The sequence below is a fragment of the Halomonas meridiana genome, assembly GCF_009846525.1.
Taxonomy (GTDB): Bacteria; Pseudomonadota; Gammaproteobacteria; order Pseudomonadales; family Halomonadaceae; genus Vreelandella.
Window position 1 is genome coordinate 632,866 of the sequence record NZ_CP024621.1, and the last position, 17,591, is coordinate 650,456.

Below are 17,591 nucleotides of genomic sequence, written 5' to 3' on the forward strand. Positions count from 1 at the left end.
TCATCATTGTTGGGTAAGCGTTTGCATCTGATGGGTATTAGCGGCGTACGAGCGCCAAGTCGTTCCACACTTCCTGGCGGGTAATCAGGCCATCGGTTAATTCAAAGCGGTCAATAAAGCGCACGCCGTTCGACGTGCTGCCATCCAGCCACTCCACTGATAATTCTCCGTGGCACACCACTACGCAGTGGTCTGCATTGGCACATCGTTGCTGGTCACTGCAAAGGTCTACTGCGTGAATTGTTTTGTGCACTTGGCGATAGCGTGCCTGTGCCCACTCCACAACTTCACTCAGTCGGCTCATGGTCGGCGAGCCGGGAAAACGGATGGTGACCGTTGCTGCCAGGTAGCGCTCGGCACGAGGCAAATCGCGGTCTTCCATGGCGCTTAAAAAAGCACGCACCTGTGCAATGCCATGGTGCTCTTTGGTTCCACTGTGCAGGTTAAGCATCGTCGACTCTCATGCTGCCGATTTCTGTAATAATGGCTTTCAAGCGGCAGTAATTGTGTTATTTATTGGCTGTTGATATGTATTATATGTAATACATTTTTATGTCTATTATTGTCCCTTCGTCAAGCCTGATACGAATTTTTTTGAACAACATCCTGAGGAGAGGCATGGATGAGTGAGGCACAACCCTCTGCGGTGGGCGGCACCAAATCACACCGGATTTATCTGCTGTTGAAAGATGCGATCTTGAGCGGACGGCTGCCTGCCGATAGCAAGCTGCCTGGGGAAAACAAATTGGCAGAACAGCACGGCGTTTCACGCGTGACTGTTCGAAGAGCGATGGAAGCGCTTCAAACCGCAGGTTTAGTGACCCGTAAGGCAGGGGTCGGCACGGTGGTGCTGGAGCAGCCGTTGGATGCCACGGTGATGACCGCCAGTGTGTCTAACCTGATGCCCAATATGGTCAAGATGAGTCAAGCCTCTCAGGTGCGGCTACTGGAGTTTGCTTATGTGCCGCCGCCGGAAATGATCCGTGAGCGGTTGGGCATGGCTCAGGGCGGAAAGGTGCAGCGTTCAGTGCGTGTGCGAATGGTCGACAATAAGCCGTTTTCTCATTTGGTAACCCACGTGCCGGAAACTATCGCCCTGCACTACAACGAGATGGATCTGGCGAATACACCACTGTTCGTGCTGTTGGAGCGCAGTGGCGTGAAGGTGGATCACGCTTCCCAATCCATTTCTGCGACGCTTGCGAGTCATGAGGTCGCTCAAGCGTTGGATGTGGCGGTTGGCTCGCCGCTGATCTCGCTCACTCGCGTGGTGTATGACGAGCAGGGGCGTGGGGTGGAGTATCTCGATGCGCTCTATCGCCCGGATCGTTACCGCTTCCAGATTGACCTTGAGCGAAACGGTGATGACAACTCTCGTTATTGGGAGCCGAAGGTTGGTGGAATGCCCACCGCTGGGAAAGACGAGTAGCGCAATAGGCTATATTTTTAATGTATTAAATTTAATACAGATTTAAAATTGTAAAAAATACATTTGACCTGTGTTGTCAAATTGCGCTAGTTGTATTGGGGTGGTGATGACAAGTCTAACGAAGGCCGAGGCAACGAGCGAAAACCATGAGTACCCCAACAACGCTGTTTGACAAAGTTTGGCGCGCCCACGAGGTCCACCGCAGTGAAAGCGGTCAAAGCCTGCTGTGGATTGACCGTCACTTTGTCCATGAAGGCTCCTTTCACGCCTTCAATAAACTCGCTGAGCGAGCCCTGCCCGTTGCCCGGCCCGATTTAACCTTTGGCATTGCTGACCATTATGTCCCGACGCTAGCCCGTGATTTGGCAGGCGTTGCTGATCCCAAAGTGCGCTCAATGATCGAGCAGCTCTCCCACAATACCCAGCAACATGGTGTGACGCTGTTTGGCCTGGATGACCCTCGCCAGGGCATCGTGCATGTGCTCGGGCCGGAGCAGGGGCTCACTCAGCCCGGGATGGTGATGGTGTGTGGCGATAGCCATACCGCTACCCACGGTGCCTTTGGCAGCATTGCCTTTGGCATTGGCGCATCAGAAGTCGCCCACGTGCTGGCTACTCAAACGTTGTGGCAAAGCAAGCCCAAGGTGATGCGCATCACGGTGGAAGGCCGTCTGGCCGAAGGCATTACCGCCAAGGATATCGCGCTCACCTGGATTGCTCGGTTGGGTGCCGATGGTGCACGGGGCTACGCCATCGAGTACGCCGGTGAAGCGATTCGCTCGCTCTCCATGGAAGCGCGCTTAACGCTGTGCAACCTCTCCATTGAGGGCGGTGGCCGTTGCGGCATGATCGCTCCCGATCAAACGACTTTCGACTATCTGCGCGAGCGCCCCTGGAGTCCGAAAGGCGATGCCTTCGAACAAGCCTGTGCGTACTGGTCCACGCTGCACAGCGACCCGGATGCTCCTTTTGACCTAGAGGTAACGCTGCATGCCGATGAGATTGCGCCGACAGTAACCTGGGGTGTTTCACCCGAAGAAGCGCTGCCGATCGACCGGGCGGTGCCTGATCCTGACCAGTTGAACGATCCGGCGAAAGCGCGCCAAGCCCGGGATAGCTTGTCCTATATGGGACTAACGGCGGGGCAAAAGCTCACTGATATCACCATTGATCGGGTATTTATTGGCTCCTGTACCAATGCACGTATTGAAGACTTGCGTGCTGCGGCGGCGGTGCTGGCGGGCCACAAAAGCCGCGTGCCCGGTATGGTCTCGCCCGGCTCCACGCTGGTGAAGGCTCAGGCAGAAGCAGAAGGGCTGGACCGCATTTTTATCGATGCCGGGCTTGAGTGGCGCCACTCTGGCTGCTCTATGTGTGTCGGGATGAACGGTGATCTGGTGGCGAGCGGCGAGCGCTGTGCTTCCACCACCAACCGCAACTTCAAGGGTCGCCAGGGGCCAGGGGCGCGTACGCATTTGATGTCGCCAGCCATGGTGGCCGCTGCCGCCATACACGGCCACTTAGCGGATGTGCGCCAACTAACAGTGCCCAAGCGGATGCAAACAGGAGCGCACTCATGAAGCCGATCACTGTATTAGACACTCTGGGCGTAGCATTGCCCACTGCGAATATCGATACCGACCAGCTTATTCCCGCGCGCTTTATGAAAGAGCCGCGCAGCGTAGGTTACGGCCAGTTCCTGCTGTACGACGTTCGCCATGATGAGCAGGGCACTGCCCATTCTGATTTTATTCTGCACCGCCCCGGTGGGGAGAGCGCAGAGGTGATGGTTAGCCGCCGTAATTTCGGTGCTGGCTCCTCCCGTGAAGCGGCGGTCTATGCGCTGGTGGACTACGGCTTTCGCTGCGTCGTGGCACCGAGTTTCGGCGATATCTTCGCCTCTAACGCCGTCAATAATGGCCTGCTGCCAGCGGTCGTGGAGGAGGAGGACGCTGAGCGTTTGCTGGCAGCCCTTGGCAATTCTCCTGCCACTATCTACGTCAATTTGGAGCAACAGATTATTCGGGTTGCTGAGGTGGAAGTGGGCTTTACGATTAGCCCGGTGTGGCGAACCAAGCTGCTGAATGGCTGGGATGATATCGATATGACTCGACAGCACGCTGACACGATCAGTCGGTTTGCAGCAGATTATGAGGAGCAGTTCTCCTGGGCAATTCCTAAGCCTCCAGAGAGTGACATCATCAGCAAGGGGTAAGCTCAGCACTCTAGGTATTTAAAAAAATAACAGCACGCTTGCATCAACAGGTTTCAAAAATAGATCAACACAACAACCGCTATAAAAGATCACCTTGTGCAGGAGACAAACGAATGAAAAAAGTAACACTCACCCTGGGCATGCTTACCGCCTTGGCTTCGACTCACGTATTGGCGGTTGATCAAATCAATGCCGTTCATGCTTTTCCGCCTTCCTTAATCTACACGCAAAGCTTTTTAGAGTTTGTTGATAAGGTAAACGAGCGCGGTGAAGGGGTGGTACAGATCAACGTGCGTGGCGGTCCTGAAGTGATTGGCCTTTCCGAGCAACCTGATGCGGTGCGTAATGGCGTGGTGGATATGGCGTATACCGCTGCCAGCTTTTACGCCGGTACCGTGCCGGAACGCGATGCCATGGTGGCGTCTAATACCAATGCCATCTATGCCCGTGAAAATGGTGGTATCGACCTGCTCAACCAGATCCACCAGGAAAAATGGGCACCTATTATCTGGGTTGGTTCGATAGCGGGGTCAGCTACAACCTCTACACCATTGACGAGCCTAGTATGGACGAAGAAGGCAATCTGAGTATTTCAGGCCTGCGCCTGCGCAGTAACCCTGTTTATGATGCCTTCTTCCAGGACTATCTGGGAGCGCAGCCGATTAGCTTGCCGACCACTGATGTGTATGCCGCCTTGGAGCGTAGCGTGGTTAATGCCACCGGTTGGACTCAGATTGGCCTGAAAGACCTCAACTGGGACCGTTTCCTGAACTACCGGGTGGACCCTGCCTTCTTCTCCACGGACATGGGCGTTATCGTCAACCTGGATAAGTGGAACCAGCTGAGCGAAGAGTCCCAGCAGATCCTTCAGGAAGTGGCAATTGAGCATGAGCGTGAAAGCGCTGAAAAACTGGCTGAGCTAGCCGAGGAACAGCAGGCGCAACTTGAAGCCGATGGTATGCAAGTGGTGACACTGGAAGGCGAAGCGGCACAGCGTTTCTCCGATGCGGCCCGTGATGCCACCTGGGAACGCATGCGTCGCCAGATGGAGCGTCATCCCATGGGGCTTGAGCACTACGATACGCTGATCGAAAAATTCAACGATCTATAAAACGTAGGGGGCGCCGAGTAATCGAGCGCCCCGTTTGTGTGGCTATTTTCCAGGGTTTCTTATGCGCTACGCACAACGCGGCTACCTGCTGCTGCTAAACGGCATGGCCCTACTGGCCGCCATCATGCTGGTCTGGCTGATGGTGGCAGTGGTGCTCTCGGTGATTATTCGCAACTTAGGGCTTCAGCCATCGGCTTGGTTCTTTCTTTCCACCGAGTACGCCATGTTCTACCTCACGCTATTAGGAGCACCGTGGTTGGTGCGCCAAAAAGGCCACGTACATATTGAATTGCTAACATCGGTGCTGCCGCCGCCCGTACTGAATGTGCTCAGCCGAGGCGTGTCGCTACTGTGCGTAGTGGTCTGCGGCGTTCTGGCGTGGAAGGGGTTGGACTTAGTGTTCATGAATATAGAGCGTACCGATTATGACGTGCGTGCTTACTTTGTGCCTAAGTGGATCTTGACCATTGTATTTCCCATCAGTTTTACACTGATGGCGATTGAGTTTGGCCGCTTTGTGGTCGGTCATGACATTCTTCACAGCGGCGAAGCGGGGATTAAAGAATAATGGAATGGTACTTTGCGCTCGCCTTTTTACTCTCGCTCATCCTGATCTTTATGGCGATTGGTACGCCCATCGCCCTGGCATTTTTAGCCGCCAATGTGATTGGCGCGTGGCACTTTATGGGCGGACAAACGGGCATTCTACAGATGCTCAACAACGGTTTTGGCGCGCTCTCTAGCTTCAACTTAGTGCCGATCCCGCTTTTCTTGTTGATGGGTGAACTGTTCTTCCGCACCGGTTTGGGCATGAAAATGTTCAATGCCGTCGACCAATTGATGGGCAAAGTGCCGGGGCGTTTATCTTACGTAACGGTCGTGGGCGGCACGGCATTTTCCACTTTAAGTGGTTCTTCGATGGGGTCCACCGCCTTGATGGGGTCGCTACTGGTGCCTGAAATGGAGCGCCGAGGGTATAAAAAGAAAATGGCCATTGGGCCGATCCTGGGCACTGGCGGTCTTGCGATTATTATTCCGCCTTCTGCACTAGCGGTACTATTAGCAACGTTGGCAAAAGTAGATATCGGTGCGCTACTGATTGCGGGTATCTTACCGGGGCTGACGCTGGCAGGTTTCTATATCGCCACTATCTTTATTCAAACGAAGCTGGACCCCTTGGCGGCGCCAAACTATGAGCTTGAACCGGTACCACTGAAGGCTAAGTTAAAACTGATAGTGACCGATATTCTGCCGATGCTGAGTGTGATGGTCGTTATTGTGGCGTTGATGCTGATTGGTTTTGCCACGCCTTCTGAGGCAGCCGCGTTTGGAGCGTTGGGCGTCATTATTTTGGCGTTTATCTTCCGTTGCATGACATGGGAAGCGTTCAAACTATCGGTCACCGGGGCATTAAAAGTCACCTTGATGGCCTACTTGATTGTGTTCGGCTCGGCCACGTTCAGCCAGTTGCTCGGTTTCTCAGGAGCTTCGGGTGGGCTGATTAGCTGGGCTACCAGCTTCGACCTATCGCCTATCCTAATGCTGCTGGCGATGTTTGCGGTGCTGCTGGTGCTAGGCACTTTCATGGAGCAGATCTCTATTATGATGCTGACCGTACCGATCTTCTTCCCGCTGGCTCAAGCGTTAGGGTTCGATCTAGTGTGGTTTGGGGTAGTGGTCTTGCTAGCGTTAGAGATCAGCTTCTCGACGCCTCCCTTGGGGCTATTGCTCTTCGTTATGAAAGGCGTTGCGCCCGCTGGGACCACCATGCGTGAAATATACTCAGCAGCGATACCTTATATTCTCTGCTCGATGTTGCTGGTGGCGGTGCTGATCGTCTTTCCCGGCTTGGCCACCTGGCTGCCCAGTATGTTGCAGTAAGTTGCATGCGGTTTATAAAAAGAGAGGCCTAGGCCTCTCTTTTTTTATGCGGTATCAAATAGCAGACAGTGAAGTCGATTCACTCCCAGGCTGGGAACGGATCGGGCAGTTGCTGCCATACTTCCATGCCCTCCATTAGTTCGGCCTCGCTGAGCAAACAGCCGTCCAGCGCTTCACGCATTCTGGGCTCATCTAGGTTTTGGCCGATAAATACCAGCTCCTGGCGCATATCGCCAAACGGCTCTTGCCACTTCTCCATAATGAATTGGCGATACTCTGGGTCCTCTGGCCAGTCGGCTTCAGGAATGGCTTTCCAGAACACTCCTGCCGGGCCGTGATGGGCAATGCCACCTGCCTGGCTCCACTGGCCCGCATAGCGAGGGCGAGTCGCCAGCCAGAAGAAGCCTTTCGAGCGCAGCAGGCCTTTGCCAAACCATTCGGCGTTTAACAGGTCGTGAAACTTTTGAGGGTGAAAAGGGCGGCGAGCGTGGTAGGCGAAGCTGCCAATGCCGTACTCTTCGGTTTCGGGGATGTGTTCGCCACGTAGCTCTTTCAGCCAGCCGGGCGCTTGCTGCGCGTGTTCAAAGTTGAACTTGCCTGTATTCAGCACTTTTTCTAGCGGCACGCCACCTTGGGTGATGGGCACGATGTCTGCGTCGGGATTGAGCGAGCGTAGAATCGCTTTCAAAGCCTCCAGCTCTTTCTCAGTGATCAGGTCGGTCTTGCTGATCAGTAGGACATTGCAAAATTCAATTTGGTCGACCAACAGGTCTGCGACGTTACGTTCGTCCTCTTCGCCCAGGCTCTCTCCGACCTCTTCAAGGCTTTGCGCTTCCTGGTATTGGGCGAGGAAGTTAGCCCCGTCCACCACCGTCACGAGAGTGTCTAGCCGGGCAACGTGGGAAAGGCTTTGACCACTCTCATCTTCAAAGGTGAAGGTTTCGGCGACAGGCAGCGGTTCAGAAATGCCGGTCGACTCGATCACCAGGTAATCAAACTTACCTTCACGGGCCAGTTGGCTGACCTCGACCAGTAGATCTTCACGCAGGGTGCAGCAGATGCAGCCATTGCTCATTTCGACCAAGCGCTCGTCTGCGCGGTTGAGCGCAACATCACTGTCGAGCGTTGACTCGCCTGGGCCGCCGCGTACCAGGGTACCATCGATATTGACGTCGCTCATGTCATTGACGATCACCGCCACCCGGAGGCCTTCACGGTTCGCCAGGATATGGTTGAGCACGGTGGTTTTGCCGGCACCTAAAAAGCCGGAAAGCACGGTCACGGGTAAGGGAGAAAGCAACGACATTGCCAAGACCTTTCATAGTATATGTTATGTGATAATATAACATTATTGGGGCGCTGAAAATGGTCTTCGCCTCTCTGTTCCTTCCTAATGAGTAAGATATTAGAAGAGAGAGTGGGACAATAAGACAGTGGCGTTAACGTTTGTACTGGGTAGGGCAGTAGCCTCTCATCACATCGGGCGAGCGAAGCGACTGATGTTTGGTAGTGCGGCTCGTGACCCGCTTGCGCCATAGGCGGAATGAGCCTGGGGTCATCTGGTAGCGCATGACCTCGATCACATCGGGTTCCCCTAAACCAAATAGCCGTTCGATCGCTTCAAAAGGCGTGCGATCTTCCCAGGCCATTTCGATGACGCGAGACTGTTCGTCCTCTGGCAGGCGACGAAAGCGCTTTACGGCGGCTTTGGGCATGGCGCGTCCTCATCATTGACGTTTTCGAATAGAGAGCAGGCAAACCCCAGTGCCCCACGGGTTGTGCAACGTAAGCTATACACATTAATTTTATTGTATAGGTTTTTGCAAGCGATGAGCAATTAAACAGCGCTATTTGACGGCGAGCAGGGCACGAAACAGACCGTTCATGAGTACCGGCTCGTCTCGCTGAATACGAAAGCCAGCATGTTGGATCATGGGGCTGGCTTGACGCGTGATATCGGTCGCAATGATCGAAGTGAATACGTTCAACGTGCGGCGCCCCCACCCGGCAGGTTGGGTGTCGGGTTGGAATTTATCCATGACGCACAGTTGTCCGCCGGGTTTCAGTACGCGATAGGCCTCTGCCAAACCCTGCTCAGGGCGAGGCATGACCGCCAAAATCAGGTGCATGATGACGACATCGAAGTGTTCATCAGGATAGACGAGTTGGGTGGCGTCCATGACATGACAAGCCACATCACGCTGATAGCGCTCGGCCCTGGCGCTGGCGCGCCGGACCATCGCAGGGGTGAGATCGGTCAGGTGTATTTCTAACTCGTGGGGCAAAAAGGGGAGGTCCAGCCCCGTCCCTGCTCCCACCAAGAGAACGCGCATACCGGGTTCCCAGTCCACATGGCTGAGCGCGACACGTCTTGGTCTGCGCAACGCGGGCGCTACAATCGCATCGTAGAGAGGCGCGTAGGCGCTGTAGCGAAGACGATTCCAGGAAGTCGTGTTCAGCATAGGGCCTCGCAAGGTGGGAGTGAGCTGGGCACCAGGACGGCGTCGAGTGTTGGGGCTGCCATGCTGAATGCAGCGCTCACTACCTATAGCACGAACCGTAGAGAAGCACCAAAGGTGCTGGCAACCCCGCCAGTCGCGTTGGGGGGAGCGGATACGTTAGGCAGTGATAGCTCAAAAGAGTCGGGATAGTCGTGTTGGTTACTCTTCGGTGGAGGAATCTTGTCGAAAACGCGTGGCCAAGCTTTCTATGAGTTCTAGCATCAATTGTCGATCATGCGGCTTTAGGGGGGCTAATAACGTTTTAATGCGCTGTGTTTGATCATCGACATGAACACTTGCTTGACCTAAAAGCTCGGCGGCTTCGCAATTGAAAATCTCGGCTAATTCTAATAAGCGGACGATGTTGGGAATGACACGCCCCCGCTCGATTCGAGAAACGGCTTCATTGCCAACCCCAAGGCGTTCGGCCACCTCTTCCTGGGTCAACTGGCTGCGTATTCGCTGTTTGGCAATGGCTCTGCCGATGTTGCTAGCTAGCCGTTTCTGTTCGATTTTATTCACACGATCCTCCATATAGCCCTGAATGGTTGGGGAACGGCCTATTGACATGAAGGACTGTTTAGGTTGAATATCAACCTGATAGGTTGATAATGAGCGGCGTAAACTGTTTTTTTGGCCGCGCGCGGAAAAAGCATATAAATAGTGCAGTTAAATCTATTTAAATCGGTCATCTAAAATAAATTTATGGTTAAGTTCATTAAAATTTAAAGGCCGTGTGTTATTGGCCTTAAGCGTTATTGCTTAAAGCATTTGCTTGAAAGATAGAGAGCGTGAGCTGTGCATCATGCGTTAAGCAATAAAAAAGACATGCCTTTTAAGCGCCGCTGCTCAAATGGCATCAATGGGCATAGGTAGCAAGGACGGGCGATGCTTTTTAAGGTGGCTGCTCACATGCAGCAGAGACAATCACTGTATGACTCAGGGATGATCACACAGCGGTCAATTCGGCTTTGATCAAAGCATTTGGCTTGCCAACGTGGCTGACCTATCAAACCCGAAGGCGCTTAATATCATGTCTCCTACGACGGCACCAGAAATTTTCCAACAGCTCGCCGAAGGATTGTCCCGCGTCAATAAAGGCGGGTTCTTTCACCATTTAGCCCACACCTTGGCGCATTTGCTCAGTGCCGACCATGCATTGGTCGCCAGTATCGATCGTAGCGGTACTGCGACGCCGTTGGCCATGTGGTCGGAAGGTGAATTCGTCGACGCCGCGCCCTATACACTTTCTGGCACCCCGTGTGAGCGAGTTAAGGAGCGCACCTGCTTCCACATCACTTCTCAGGCACGTGCCTGCTTTCCTGACGATGCTCGTTTGGCCGCGCTGTCCGTGGAAAGCTATCTCGGGGTGCCCATGGCCGATGCCTCGGGACACTGTCACGGTATTCTCGTGCTCATGCATTCGCGTCCGCTGCAGCTGCCTAACTACGCCAATGAGGTCATGCGCATCATTGCCTCGCTGGCAGGCGTCGAGCTGTCCCGTCAGCTCGTCGGACAGCAGGCCGATCAGCAAATCGCCTGCAAACAGCGAGCGCTGCGGCTGTTGAGCAGAGGTAATGACGCGCGCTTTCATGCCAGTGATGAAACATCGCTGCTTCAATCCGCTTGTCGCGTGCTGGTGGACGTCGGAGGGTACACGGCCGCTTGGGTGCATCACATCGTGCCTGGGATGGAGAACCCTGAGGGGGTGTTACAAGCCTGTGCGGATAGAGAGGCCGACGTTCTCGGTTGGTTGAGCCCCAAGCAACTGCTCGTAGCGGGCTATAGCCGCGATATCATCCGCCAAGCAATATCGCGCCGTGCCCCTGTGGTGTATAGACCGCAATGCGATCCCAATGCCTCGGGCAGTGATACCACGCTAGTGGCCTTGGAGGTCGCCGTGTTGGTGGCGCTACCGCTGATTTACCGAGGGCAGCTACTCGGTGTCATCACCCTTTACCAGAGCGACGATGCGCCCATGACCGCTGCCGAGGTACGTTTATTGAGGGAGTTGGCCGATGACATTGCCTTTGGTATCGACAGTCTTCGTCATCGTAAGGCCGAACAGCGTATCCAGCATGCCGTCACGCAAGTAGCCACAGCCGTTTCCGCACAGCACGGCGAAGCGTTCTTGACGCAGCTGACCGACCATATGGCCAACGCGCTAGCCGCTGATGTTGGCTTTATCGCCACGCTAGACGAGCAAGATCCCAACATCGCCAATGTCTTGGCGCTTTATGTCAACGGCGTTCGCCAGTCCGCGTTTAGTTACCATCTAGCAGGAGTGCCTTGCCAGGACGTTTTAACCCAGCGTGAGTGTATCGTGCATGAAAACGCCGGCATTCGCCTTCCAGTAGAGTCCAACGGTGCTCTGGCATGGGTGAATGCCTACGTTGGCCGACGGCTAGACGACGCCAAAGGTCGCCCCATCGGAATTATTGGGGTGATGTTCAAGGCACCGCTCTTCGAGACCCAAATCGTGAGCACGGTACTGCAAATATTTGCGGCAAGAGCGGCATCCGAGCTGGGCCGCCAACGGGATGAAGCGCGTATTCGTCAACTGGCCTTTCGTGATGCTGGGACGCAGTTACCCAACCGTACGGACTTCATGCAGTGTCTTGAAGAGTGCGTCAATGATCATCCGCCAACCCCTTTTGCATTGCTGCTACTGGATCTCAACCACTTCAAAGAGATCAACGACACCGCGGGCCACGATGTAGGCGACTTGGTGCTCAAAGAGGTCGCGCAGCGTTTTCGAAGCGTGCTGCCTGCTGACGACTATTTAGCCCGTCTGGGCGGTGACGAGTTCGTGGTGATCTGCCGGGGAGTTCACGACGATGTTAGCGCCATGCAAACGGCCGACATCCTCTGTGCCAGCCTGCATCAACCGATGGTGATAGAGCAGCACTCGTCCGAACTGTCCGTCAGCGTGGGGATCTCGCTATATCCCGACCATGGCCAGTCGGCTCAGGCGCTACTGAAGCATGCTGATATTGCCATGTACCAAGCGAAGCGTCAGAAACTCACGATGCGCACCTTTGAACACTGGATGGGCCATGCCGTCGCTCAGCAGCTGCATATTGCCAAGCGCCTAGCGATGGCGATTGCTCATCAGTCGCTCTACCTCCATTTTCAGCCGCAAGTCGATATGCGCAGTGGCCAACTCATTGGGGCGGAGGCGTTGTGTCGTTGGTGGGATGAAGAGCTGGGAGAGGTCTCTCCTGTGCAGTTTATCGCCATTGCCGAAGAGCGAGGCATGATTGCGGCGTTAGGGAACTGTGTCATCGATCAAGCCTGCCGCCAGTTAGCCGATTGGCAGCGCCAGGGTGTCGAGCTTCGAGGGCAGCTAGCCATTAACATCGCCGCCGATCAGTTCGAAGATAGCGATTTGGTGACGACGCTCCTCGCGAGTTGCCAAGCGCATGGCATCTCTCCTCAGGCGTTGAGTATCGAGATTACTGAAAGCGGCATCATGACGCATCCCGACGATGCCATTGCCATCACGGAAGTGCTCAAAAGCCATGGGATGGGGTTGTCGATTGACGATTTCGGTACCGGTTATTCCTCCTTGGCGTATTTGAAACGCTTTGCTGCGGACAAGATCAAGATCGACATTTCATTCGTACGCGACATGCTCACCAGCGAAAATGATCGCGCTATCGTGAGAACGATCATTGCGATGGCCAACGCGCTAGGCTTACAGACGATCGCTGAAGGCATCGAGTCGAAGGAGCAGTGTGAGGCCCTCATCGCGATGGGCTGTACCCAAGCCCAAGGCTACTTTTATGACCGACCTTTAACCGCTGACCATTTTGCGAATAAGTGGCTCGTATAGAAGTTTGAAAATGATTCTTTTTGTGATGTTTTCTTTGACCAGTGATTAGCACTCGCCTGCCCCATTGTCGATCAATACGTTTAATATTTAACGTTTGTTCACATTCTTTTTAAGTTTACAAAATAAAACATACACTTAGCCACCTAAGTATTAAAATGCAGTGGTAGGTTGCTACATTATAATTAAAAATACTTAAATGGTGGTTCTATGCCTGCTTCCGCTCCTGTACAAAACCCAACAGCTCATGTTGTACAATCGTTTCTTAAGCATCAGTATGAGATTTGTGTATATGCGAAAGACATGCCGTATGCTTTACAAGCGAATATCATCGATCTTAATGTCGAGGCCGGCCTCTTAGTTATCGAGGTAGAGTGTCACGGAGAAATTTTTAATAGTTATGTCCGAGATGGAAAAGTTAGTTTCGATATTGAAACGCTAAATCCACTAGATGGCTCAGTGAAAAACTCAGCGCTAACGCGTGATATTCATAGTGTTAGTAACATTCCTACAAAGGCCGTCAAAGTAGACAGCTCGACATATCGATTAGAGTGTCAACTGCCTAGCTCAGTGTTTTTGCTAGAGCAACGAGGCGCCGTTCGTATTCCTTTCATACTGGGTATGCGGGCAAAAGTGAGCGTCGAGGTGTATCTGGATGGATTGATCGTGGCGGGAAGTCTACGCAATATATCCGTGGGGGGATGCTTGGTAGATGTCGCGATTGAAGACACCGTCCCCATTACCGTCGGTCAGCAGCTTCCTGGCGTCACCATTGAGTTTCCGAATGGTGCCAGTTTCTTTTCCGAAGGAGTCATCAGACATATGCGTCCTTTTGGTAACCACGGATATGCAGCACTCGGAATCGAATATGTCAATTTAGAGCCTCATCAGACAGAAGAGCTTTTTTATATCGTGAACGAGGCAGAGCGAGAAGCCGCTTACCGCTCGGGTAGCAACGATCGCGTAGTTGGCCACTCTCCCTTATTTATACCTGGCGCAGTCGAAAAAGCGGCGATACAGCGTGAAGAAAAGGAACAAAAAAAGCGCCTGAGGCAGTCACCAATGCAGAGAGGCGTCTTGGAGCTGGCTCACCAGCTTCAATACTCTTTGATGTATATAAAAAGCCGCGATCACTTTCCTGAAAAGGTGATCTACGATTGCGCCGACGCCATCCTCTATTTGTTGAGACAAGATAGGAAAGCGCTTTTGTATGCGCTTGCGTTTTTACACAACGAGCCTGACTGGGTTCGGCAGGCTGTTCGAGTTGCGGTGCAAATGGCCGATATCCTGTTGATTAGGGACCCTCATTCCATACACGTCAGAGAGGCTGTGGTGGGCGCCCTGTTACATACCATGGGCAAACCGTTGCTGGTCAGTGAAGAGCTGCCCACGCTAAAAGCGAACATGTCGCCTCGACATAAAGAGATCCTAAAGCAGCATGTGGTGACCCTAAGGAGTAAGCTGCTGTCGCTCGGCTGGAAGCCAAGTGCCACCTGTGAAGATATTATGTTGCATGCCAACGAGTTATTGGATGGAACGGGGTATCCTTTCAATCTTAAAGGGTCACAGATATCTGATAATGTGCTTGTAGTGTCTATCATTAAAGCGGTGAGCAAGTTGATGTATGGAAGAAATGGTGTTAGGCCGCTGACACCGTTAAATGCGTATCGCTTAATTAGTGAGGCACCACAATGTTATGATAAAGCGACCTTGGTCGAGTATATTCAGTGCTATGGGCTTTACCCTATTGGAAGCCTTGCGAAATTTTCCGGTGGTTTTTTGGCCTGGATCATTGATATCGACGGTAAAGGTATGCCGATTAAAGTCAATGTCGTTAAAAACTTGGCTTTTATGGATACCAATATCGATAGTGTTTTAGAGCAAGGCGACTTTTCGCAAATTGGTCGACTAGAGGGCGTCGTCGACCCGAATGACTATGGTGTTATATTTCACAAGGTATAACGGGCTTATGGGGCTGCTGTCTCAGCAGCCCTTTTTTAAGAAGGTAAACAGTGTCGTCAATGCATCCATTCTCATATATAAGATAAACGGCGATGCTAGGCTGGCCCCTGTAGTGTTTGCGAAGGGCACTCACCAAACTGCTGTTTATAGTCGTGGGCGAATTGTCCTAAATGCCAAAATCCCCAATACGTTGCAATCTCGGTCACTGTTTGTGGCGGTTCAGCGGCGCGCAGGGCGCGCCGCACTCGGTTAAGGCGCGTCAGCCTCAAAAACTGCAATGGGCTAATGCCTAAAATCGTCGTAAAGCTATTTTGTAGCGTGCGTCGGCTCACATGGGTCAGTTCACACAGCGCGTCCATGGTGATGGGGGCGTCTACATGCGCGTCGACGTACTGCTTGACCCGGTCGACCACGGCTTTGCGATGCGCGTAGCTGGGAGGCAGCTCGCCACTGGGCTGTTGGGCATCTAAAAGCTCTAGCAGGCCGGTTAAAAGAATATCCTGATGCAGCTTTTCAGCAATGGCTCCCTGCTGTTGGCCTAACAGCCGCTCCAATAGAAACAGTAGGGCGCGCAGCGTGGCAGGGTTCACATGTCGGCGGGGCGCGGTCATCCACTGCTCATCCAGCGTGATGCCCTGGCGTTCGGCGGCGGCATGTAGTACTGGCAGACGTATCACCAGCCCGTAAATATCGAAGGCTTCCGGGGTCACCAATTCGAAATCGCGCCCGCCGGGGCGGCACATCACTTGCTGCGCGTCGAGCGGCTGCCCATTGATACGCGAGCCCGCTGGCCGGGTTGGAATGCCCAACCATAAAGAGTCCTCCCACACCCGGCAATCCTGACGCAGCGCTTGGCCGGTGTGCTCTTTGAACACCTGAATGGCAGGCAACGCAATTTCATCCAGCCGCCCATAAAACCGCCCTGGGGTCAGCTGATCATACTGCTGCTGCCAGCGGGTGAGGTTTTGCGCATGCTCATCGGCATCAAACGCTTCTTGAATGCACTTTTTTGGTGCGCTTTGGGTAGGCGTCAAGGTCATCACCAGCTCCTGACAGCGTGAATCAACCGCGTCCACGCCTTGTTGTCGTTATTAACCAGCTGTTTCTTATTGGTTTTTATAGCCTTGGTGTGTTTTGCCAAAACTCGATACTCCCCGTTAAGTGATAGCGCTATTGTGAAAACAAGCAAGTTTTGTTCCTCAACGCGCATACCGCGCCTTGAGTATCGAACAGGTAAGAGAAGGGAAGGCCCATGGCGCAGACCTATCACACCACGGTGGGGAGCCGCCGCTATCGCTTTAGCGGGCTCGCCGAACTGATGGCCAAAGCCACGCCGCCGCGCTCAGGCGACCGCCTTGCCGGGGTGATGGCAGAATCGGTAGAAGAGCGGGTCGTCGCCCAAATGGTGCTGGCGGAGCTGCCGCTTACCACCTTTTTGAACGAGGCGCTGATCCCCTACGAGCAGGACGAAATCACCCGTCTGATTATCGACGACCACGATGCAGAGGCGTTTGCGCCGTTGAAGCACCTGACCGTAGGCGATTTTCGCAACTGGCTGCTTTCGGACCACGCCACCAGTGAAGCGCTGGCCGCTGCCCGGCCCGGCATTACGCCGGAAATGGCCGCGGCGGTGAGTAAGCTGATGCGCAACCAGGACCTCATGCTGGTGGCGAAGAAATGCCACGTGACCACGGCATTTCGCAATACCATTGGGCTGCCGGGGCGGCTTTCGACCCGCTTACAGCCCAATCACCCCACCGATGACGTCACCGGCATCGCGGCGAGTATTCTCGATGGTCTGCTGTATGGCAGCGGCGATGCGGTGATTGGTATCAACCCGGCTACCGATAACGTCGCCCAGAGCATCAAGCTGATGCGCCTGATGGACGACGTGATCCAGAAATACGAGATCCCTACGCAATCCTGCGTGCTGACCCACGTGACCAATACGCTAGAAGCCATTGAACAGGGCGCACCGGTGGATCTGGTGTTTCAGTCCATTGGCGGCACCGAAGCCACCAACCGCAGCTTTGGGTTCGATTTGAGCACCCTGGCGGAAGCTGAAGCCGCCGCGCAAACGTTGAACCGAGGCACCGTGGGTCGCAACGTGATGTATTTCGAAACCGGCCAAGGCAGCTCGCTCTCCGCCGACGCCCACCACGGGCTGGATCAGCAAACCTGCGAAGCCCGGGCCTACGCCGTGGCGCGCAAGTTCAATCCGCTGCTGGTCAACACGGTAGTGGGGTTTATCGGCCCCGAGTACCTCTACGACGGTAAAGAGATCACTCGCGCTGGCCTTGAGGATCACTTCTGCGGCAAGCTCTTAGGTGTGCCGATGGGGTGCGACGTGTGTTACACCAACCACGCCAACGCCGATCAAAACGATATGGATAATCTGCTGACGCTGCTGGGCGTGGCGGGCTGCAACTTCGTGATGGGCATCCCCGGCTCTGACGACATCATGCTCAATTATCAGACCACGTCGTTTCACGATGCGCTCTTTGCCCGTCGGGTGCTCGGGCTAAAAGCCGCGCCAGAGTTCGAGCAGTGGCTGGCCAAGATGCAGATCTTCCAAGATGTGAGCACCCATCGTCTTAACGACCAACTGCCCGCCGCCTTTGCCAACAGCCTGCGCCACTTGCCGAAGGGGAGCGACTAAG

Annotated in this window: 16 protein-coding genes; 10 read left to right on the forward strand and 6 right to left on the reverse strand. The window is 54.0% G+C overall.

What is annotated here, in order from left to right:
- Positions 1–37 precede the first annotated feature (37 nt).
- Entirely contained in the window at positions 38–451 is a 414-nt protein-coding gene (locus tag CTT34_RS03175) for a nuclear transport factor 2 family protein (protein ID WP_159341139.1), read from the reverse strand.
- A gap of 171 nt (positions 452–622) precedes the next feature.
- Here CTT34_RS03175 and CTT34_RS03180 point away from each other — a divergent pair, with 171 nt between their 5' ends.
- From CTT34_RS03180 to CTT34_RS03205, 7 genes are all read left to right on the forward strand, one after another.
- Positions 623–1,429, forward strand: coding sequence for a GntR family transcriptional regulator (locus CTT34_RS03180; RefSeq protein WP_159341140.1), 807 nt, complete (start codon positions 623–625; stop codon positions 1,427–1,429).
- A gap of 146 nt (positions 1,430–1,575) precedes the next feature.
- Positions 1,576–3,009, forward strand: a complete 1,434-nt coding sequence (gene leuC / locus CTT34_RS03185) for a 3-isopropylmalate dehydratase large subunit (RefSeq protein ID WP_159341141.1) — start codon at positions 1,576–1,578, stop codon at positions 3,007–3,009.
- Positions 3,006–3,644 carry a 3-isopropylmalate dehydratase small subunit gene (gene leuD, locus CTT34_RS03190; RefSeq protein ID WP_159341142.1) on the forward strand — a complete coding sequence of 213 codons (639 nt, stop codon included), beginning with the start codon at positions 3,006–3,008 and terminating at the stop codon, positions 3,642–3,644. Before leuC ends, leuD begins: the two co-directional genes overlap by 4 nt.
- Before the next feature lie 113 nt (positions 3,645–3,757).
- On the forward strand, positions 3,758–4,231 hold the full coding sequence (locus CTT34_RS18390) for a type 2 periplasmic-binding domain-containing protein (protein WP_254436447.1): 474 nt from the start codon (positions 3,758–3,760) through the stop codon (positions 4,229–4,231).
- Entirely contained in the window at positions 4,138–4,755 is a 618-nt protein-coding gene (dctP, locus tag CTT34_RS18395) for a TRAP transporter substrate-binding protein DctP (protein ID WP_254436448.1), read from the forward strand. The genes CTT34_RS18390 and dctP overlap by 94 nt, the downstream gene beginning before the upstream one ends.
- Positions 4,756–4,816: 61 nt before the next feature.
- Positions 4,817–5,323 (forward strand): TRAP transporter small permease, encoded by a 507-nt coding sequence (locus tag CTT34_RS03200; RefSeq protein ID WP_159341143.1) that lies wholly within the window; start codon positions 4,817–4,819, stop codon positions 5,321–5,323.
- On the forward strand, positions 5,323–6,636 hold the full coding sequence (locus CTT34_RS03205) for a TRAP transporter large permease (RefSeq protein WP_159341144.1): 1,314 nt from the start codon (positions 5,323–5,325) through the stop codon (positions 6,634–6,636). The genes CTT34_RS03200 and CTT34_RS03205 overlap by 1 nt, the downstream gene beginning before the upstream one ends.
- A gap of 79 nt (positions 6,637–6,715) precedes the next feature.
- Here the strand turns inward: CTT34_RS03205 and zigA are convergent, their stop codons facing one another.
- The 4 genes from zigA to CTT34_RS03225 all read right to left on the reverse strand — a co-directional run bounded on the left by zigA (position 6,716) and on the right by CTT34_RS03225 (position 9,659).
- Positions 6,716–7,942: a zinc metallochaperone GTPase ZigA gene (gene zigA, locus CTT34_RS03210; protein ID WP_159341145.1), complete on the reverse strand. Its 1,227-nt coding sequence runs from the start codon at positions 7,940–7,942 to the stop codon at positions 6,716–6,718.
- A gap of 133 nt (positions 7,943–8,075) precedes the next feature.
- Complete coding sequence (locus tag CTT34_RS03215; RefSeq protein ID WP_159341146.1) at positions 8,076–8,351, reverse strand: TIGR03643 family protein; 276 nt, start codon at positions 8,349–8,351, stop codon at positions 8,076–8,078.
- Positions 8,352–8,483: 132 nt separating this feature from the next.
- Positions 8,484–9,098 (reverse strand): class I SAM-dependent methyltransferase, encoded by a 615-nt coding sequence (locus CTT34_RS03220; RefSeq protein WP_159341147.1) that lies wholly within the window; start codon positions 9,096–9,098, stop codon positions 8,484–8,486.
- A 198-nt stretch (positions 9,099–9,296) separates the two neighbouring features.
- A complete protein-coding gene (locus CTT34_RS03225) occupies positions 9,297–9,659 on the reverse strand; it encodes a helix-turn-helix domain-containing protein (protein WP_167520870.1) in 363 nt (120 codons plus the stop codon).
- A 511-nt stretch (positions 9,660–10,170) separates the two neighbouring features.
- Here CTT34_RS03225 and CTT34_RS03230 point away from each other — a divergent pair.
- Both CTT34_RS03230 and CTT34_RS03235 read left to right on the forward strand, forming a co-directional pair.
- Positions 10,171–12,972 carry a bifunctional diguanylate cyclase/phosphodiesterase gene (locus CTT34_RS03230; RefSeq protein WP_159341149.1) on the forward strand — a complete coding sequence of 934 codons (2,802 nt, stop codon included), beginning with the start codon at positions 10,171–10,173 and terminating at the stop codon, positions 12,970–12,972.
- 207 nt (positions 12,973–13,179) lie between these two features.
- The gene (locus CTT34_RS03235; RefSeq protein WP_159341150.1) at positions 13,180–14,931 is read left to right on the forward strand and encodes a PilZ domain-containing protein; all 1,752 of its coding nucleotides are present in this window, start codon (positions 13,180–13,182) and stop codon (positions 14,929–14,931) included.
- A gap of 95 nt (positions 14,932–15,026) precedes the next feature.
- On the opposite strand, the gene CTT34_RS03240 is transcribed toward CTT34_RS03235, so the two are convergent.
- Positions 15,027–15,971 carry a helix-turn-helix domain-containing protein gene (locus CTT34_RS03240; RefSeq protein ID WP_159341151.1) on the reverse strand — a complete coding sequence of 315 codons (945 nt, stop codon included), beginning with the start codon at positions 15,969–15,971 and terminating at the stop codon, positions 15,027–15,029.
- Between the two features lie 212 nt (positions 15,972–16,183).
- On the opposite strand from CTT34_RS03240, the gene CTT34_RS03245 reads away from it, so the two are divergent.
- Complete coding sequence (locus tag CTT34_RS03245; RefSeq protein ID WP_159341152.1) at positions 16,184–17,590, forward strand: ethanolamine ammonia-lyase subunit EutB; 1,407 nt, start codon at positions 16,184–16,186, stop codon at positions 17,588–17,590.
- The last annotated feature ends 1 nt before the right edge of the window (position 17,591 follow it).

What these genes read in the sequence shown, in the direction of transcription:
- CTT34_RS03175 (WP_159341139.1), bottom strand. Translation starts at nt 451, where the DNA reads ATGCTTAACCTGCACAGTGGAACCAAAGAGCACCATGGCATTGCACAG.
- CTT34_RS03180 (WP_159341140.1), top strand. Translation starts at nt 623, where the DNA reads ATGAGTGAGGCACAACCCTCTGCGGTGGGCGGCACCAAATCACACCGG.
- leuC (WP_159341141.1), top strand. Translation starts at nt 1,576, where the DNA reads ATGAGTACCCCAACAACGCTGTTTGACAAAGTTTGGCGCGCCCACGAG.
- leuD (WP_159341142.1), top strand. Translation starts at nt 3,006, where the DNA reads ATGAAGCCGATCACTGTATTAGACACTCTGGGCGTAGCATTGCCCACT.
- CTT34_RS18390 (WP_254436447.1), top strand. Translation starts at nt 3,758, where the DNA reads ATGAAAAAAGTAACACTCACCCTGGGCATGCTTACCGCCTTGGCTTCG.
- dctP (WP_254436448.1), top strand. Translation starts at nt 4,138, where the DNA reads ATGGGCACCTATTATCTGGGTTGGTTCGATAGCGGGGTCAGCTACAAC.
- CTT34_RS03200 (WP_159341143.1), top strand. Translation starts at nt 4,817, where the DNA reads ATGCGCTACGCACAACGCGGCTACCTGCTGCTGCTAAACGGCATGGCC.
- CTT34_RS03205 (WP_159341144.1), top strand. Translation starts at nt 5,323, where the DNA reads ATGGAATGGTACTTTGCGCTCGCCTTTTTACTCTCGCTCATCCTGATC.
- zigA (WP_159341145.1), bottom strand. Translation starts at nt 7,942, where the DNA reads ATGTCGTTGCTTTCTCCCTTACCCGTGACCGTGCTTTCCGGCTTTTTA.
- CTT34_RS03215 (WP_159341146.1), bottom strand. Translation starts at nt 8,351, where the DNA reads ATGCCCAAAGCCGCCGTAAAGCGCTTTCGTCGCCTGCCAGAGGACGAA.
- CTT34_RS03220 (WP_159341147.1), bottom strand. Translation starts at nt 9,098, where the DNA reads ATGCTGAACACGACTTCCTGGAATCGTCTTCGCTACAGCGCCTACGCG.
- CTT34_RS03230 (WP_159341149.1), top strand. Translation starts at nt 10,171, where the DNA reads ATGTCTCCTACGACGGCACCAGAAATTTTCCAACAGCTCGCCGAAGGA.
- CTT34_RS03235 (WP_159341150.1), top strand. Translation starts at nt 13,180, where the DNA reads ATGCCTGCTTCCGCTCCTGTACAAAACCCAACAGCTCATGTTGTACAA.
- CTT34_RS03240 (WP_159341151.1), bottom strand. Translation starts at nt 15,971, where the DNA reads ATGACCTTGACGCCTACCCAAAGCGCACCAAAAAAGTGCATTCAAGAA.
- CTT34_RS03245 (WP_159341152.1), top strand. Translation starts at nt 16,184, where the DNA reads ATGGCGCAGACCTATCACACCACGGTGGGGAGCCGCCGCTATCGCTTT.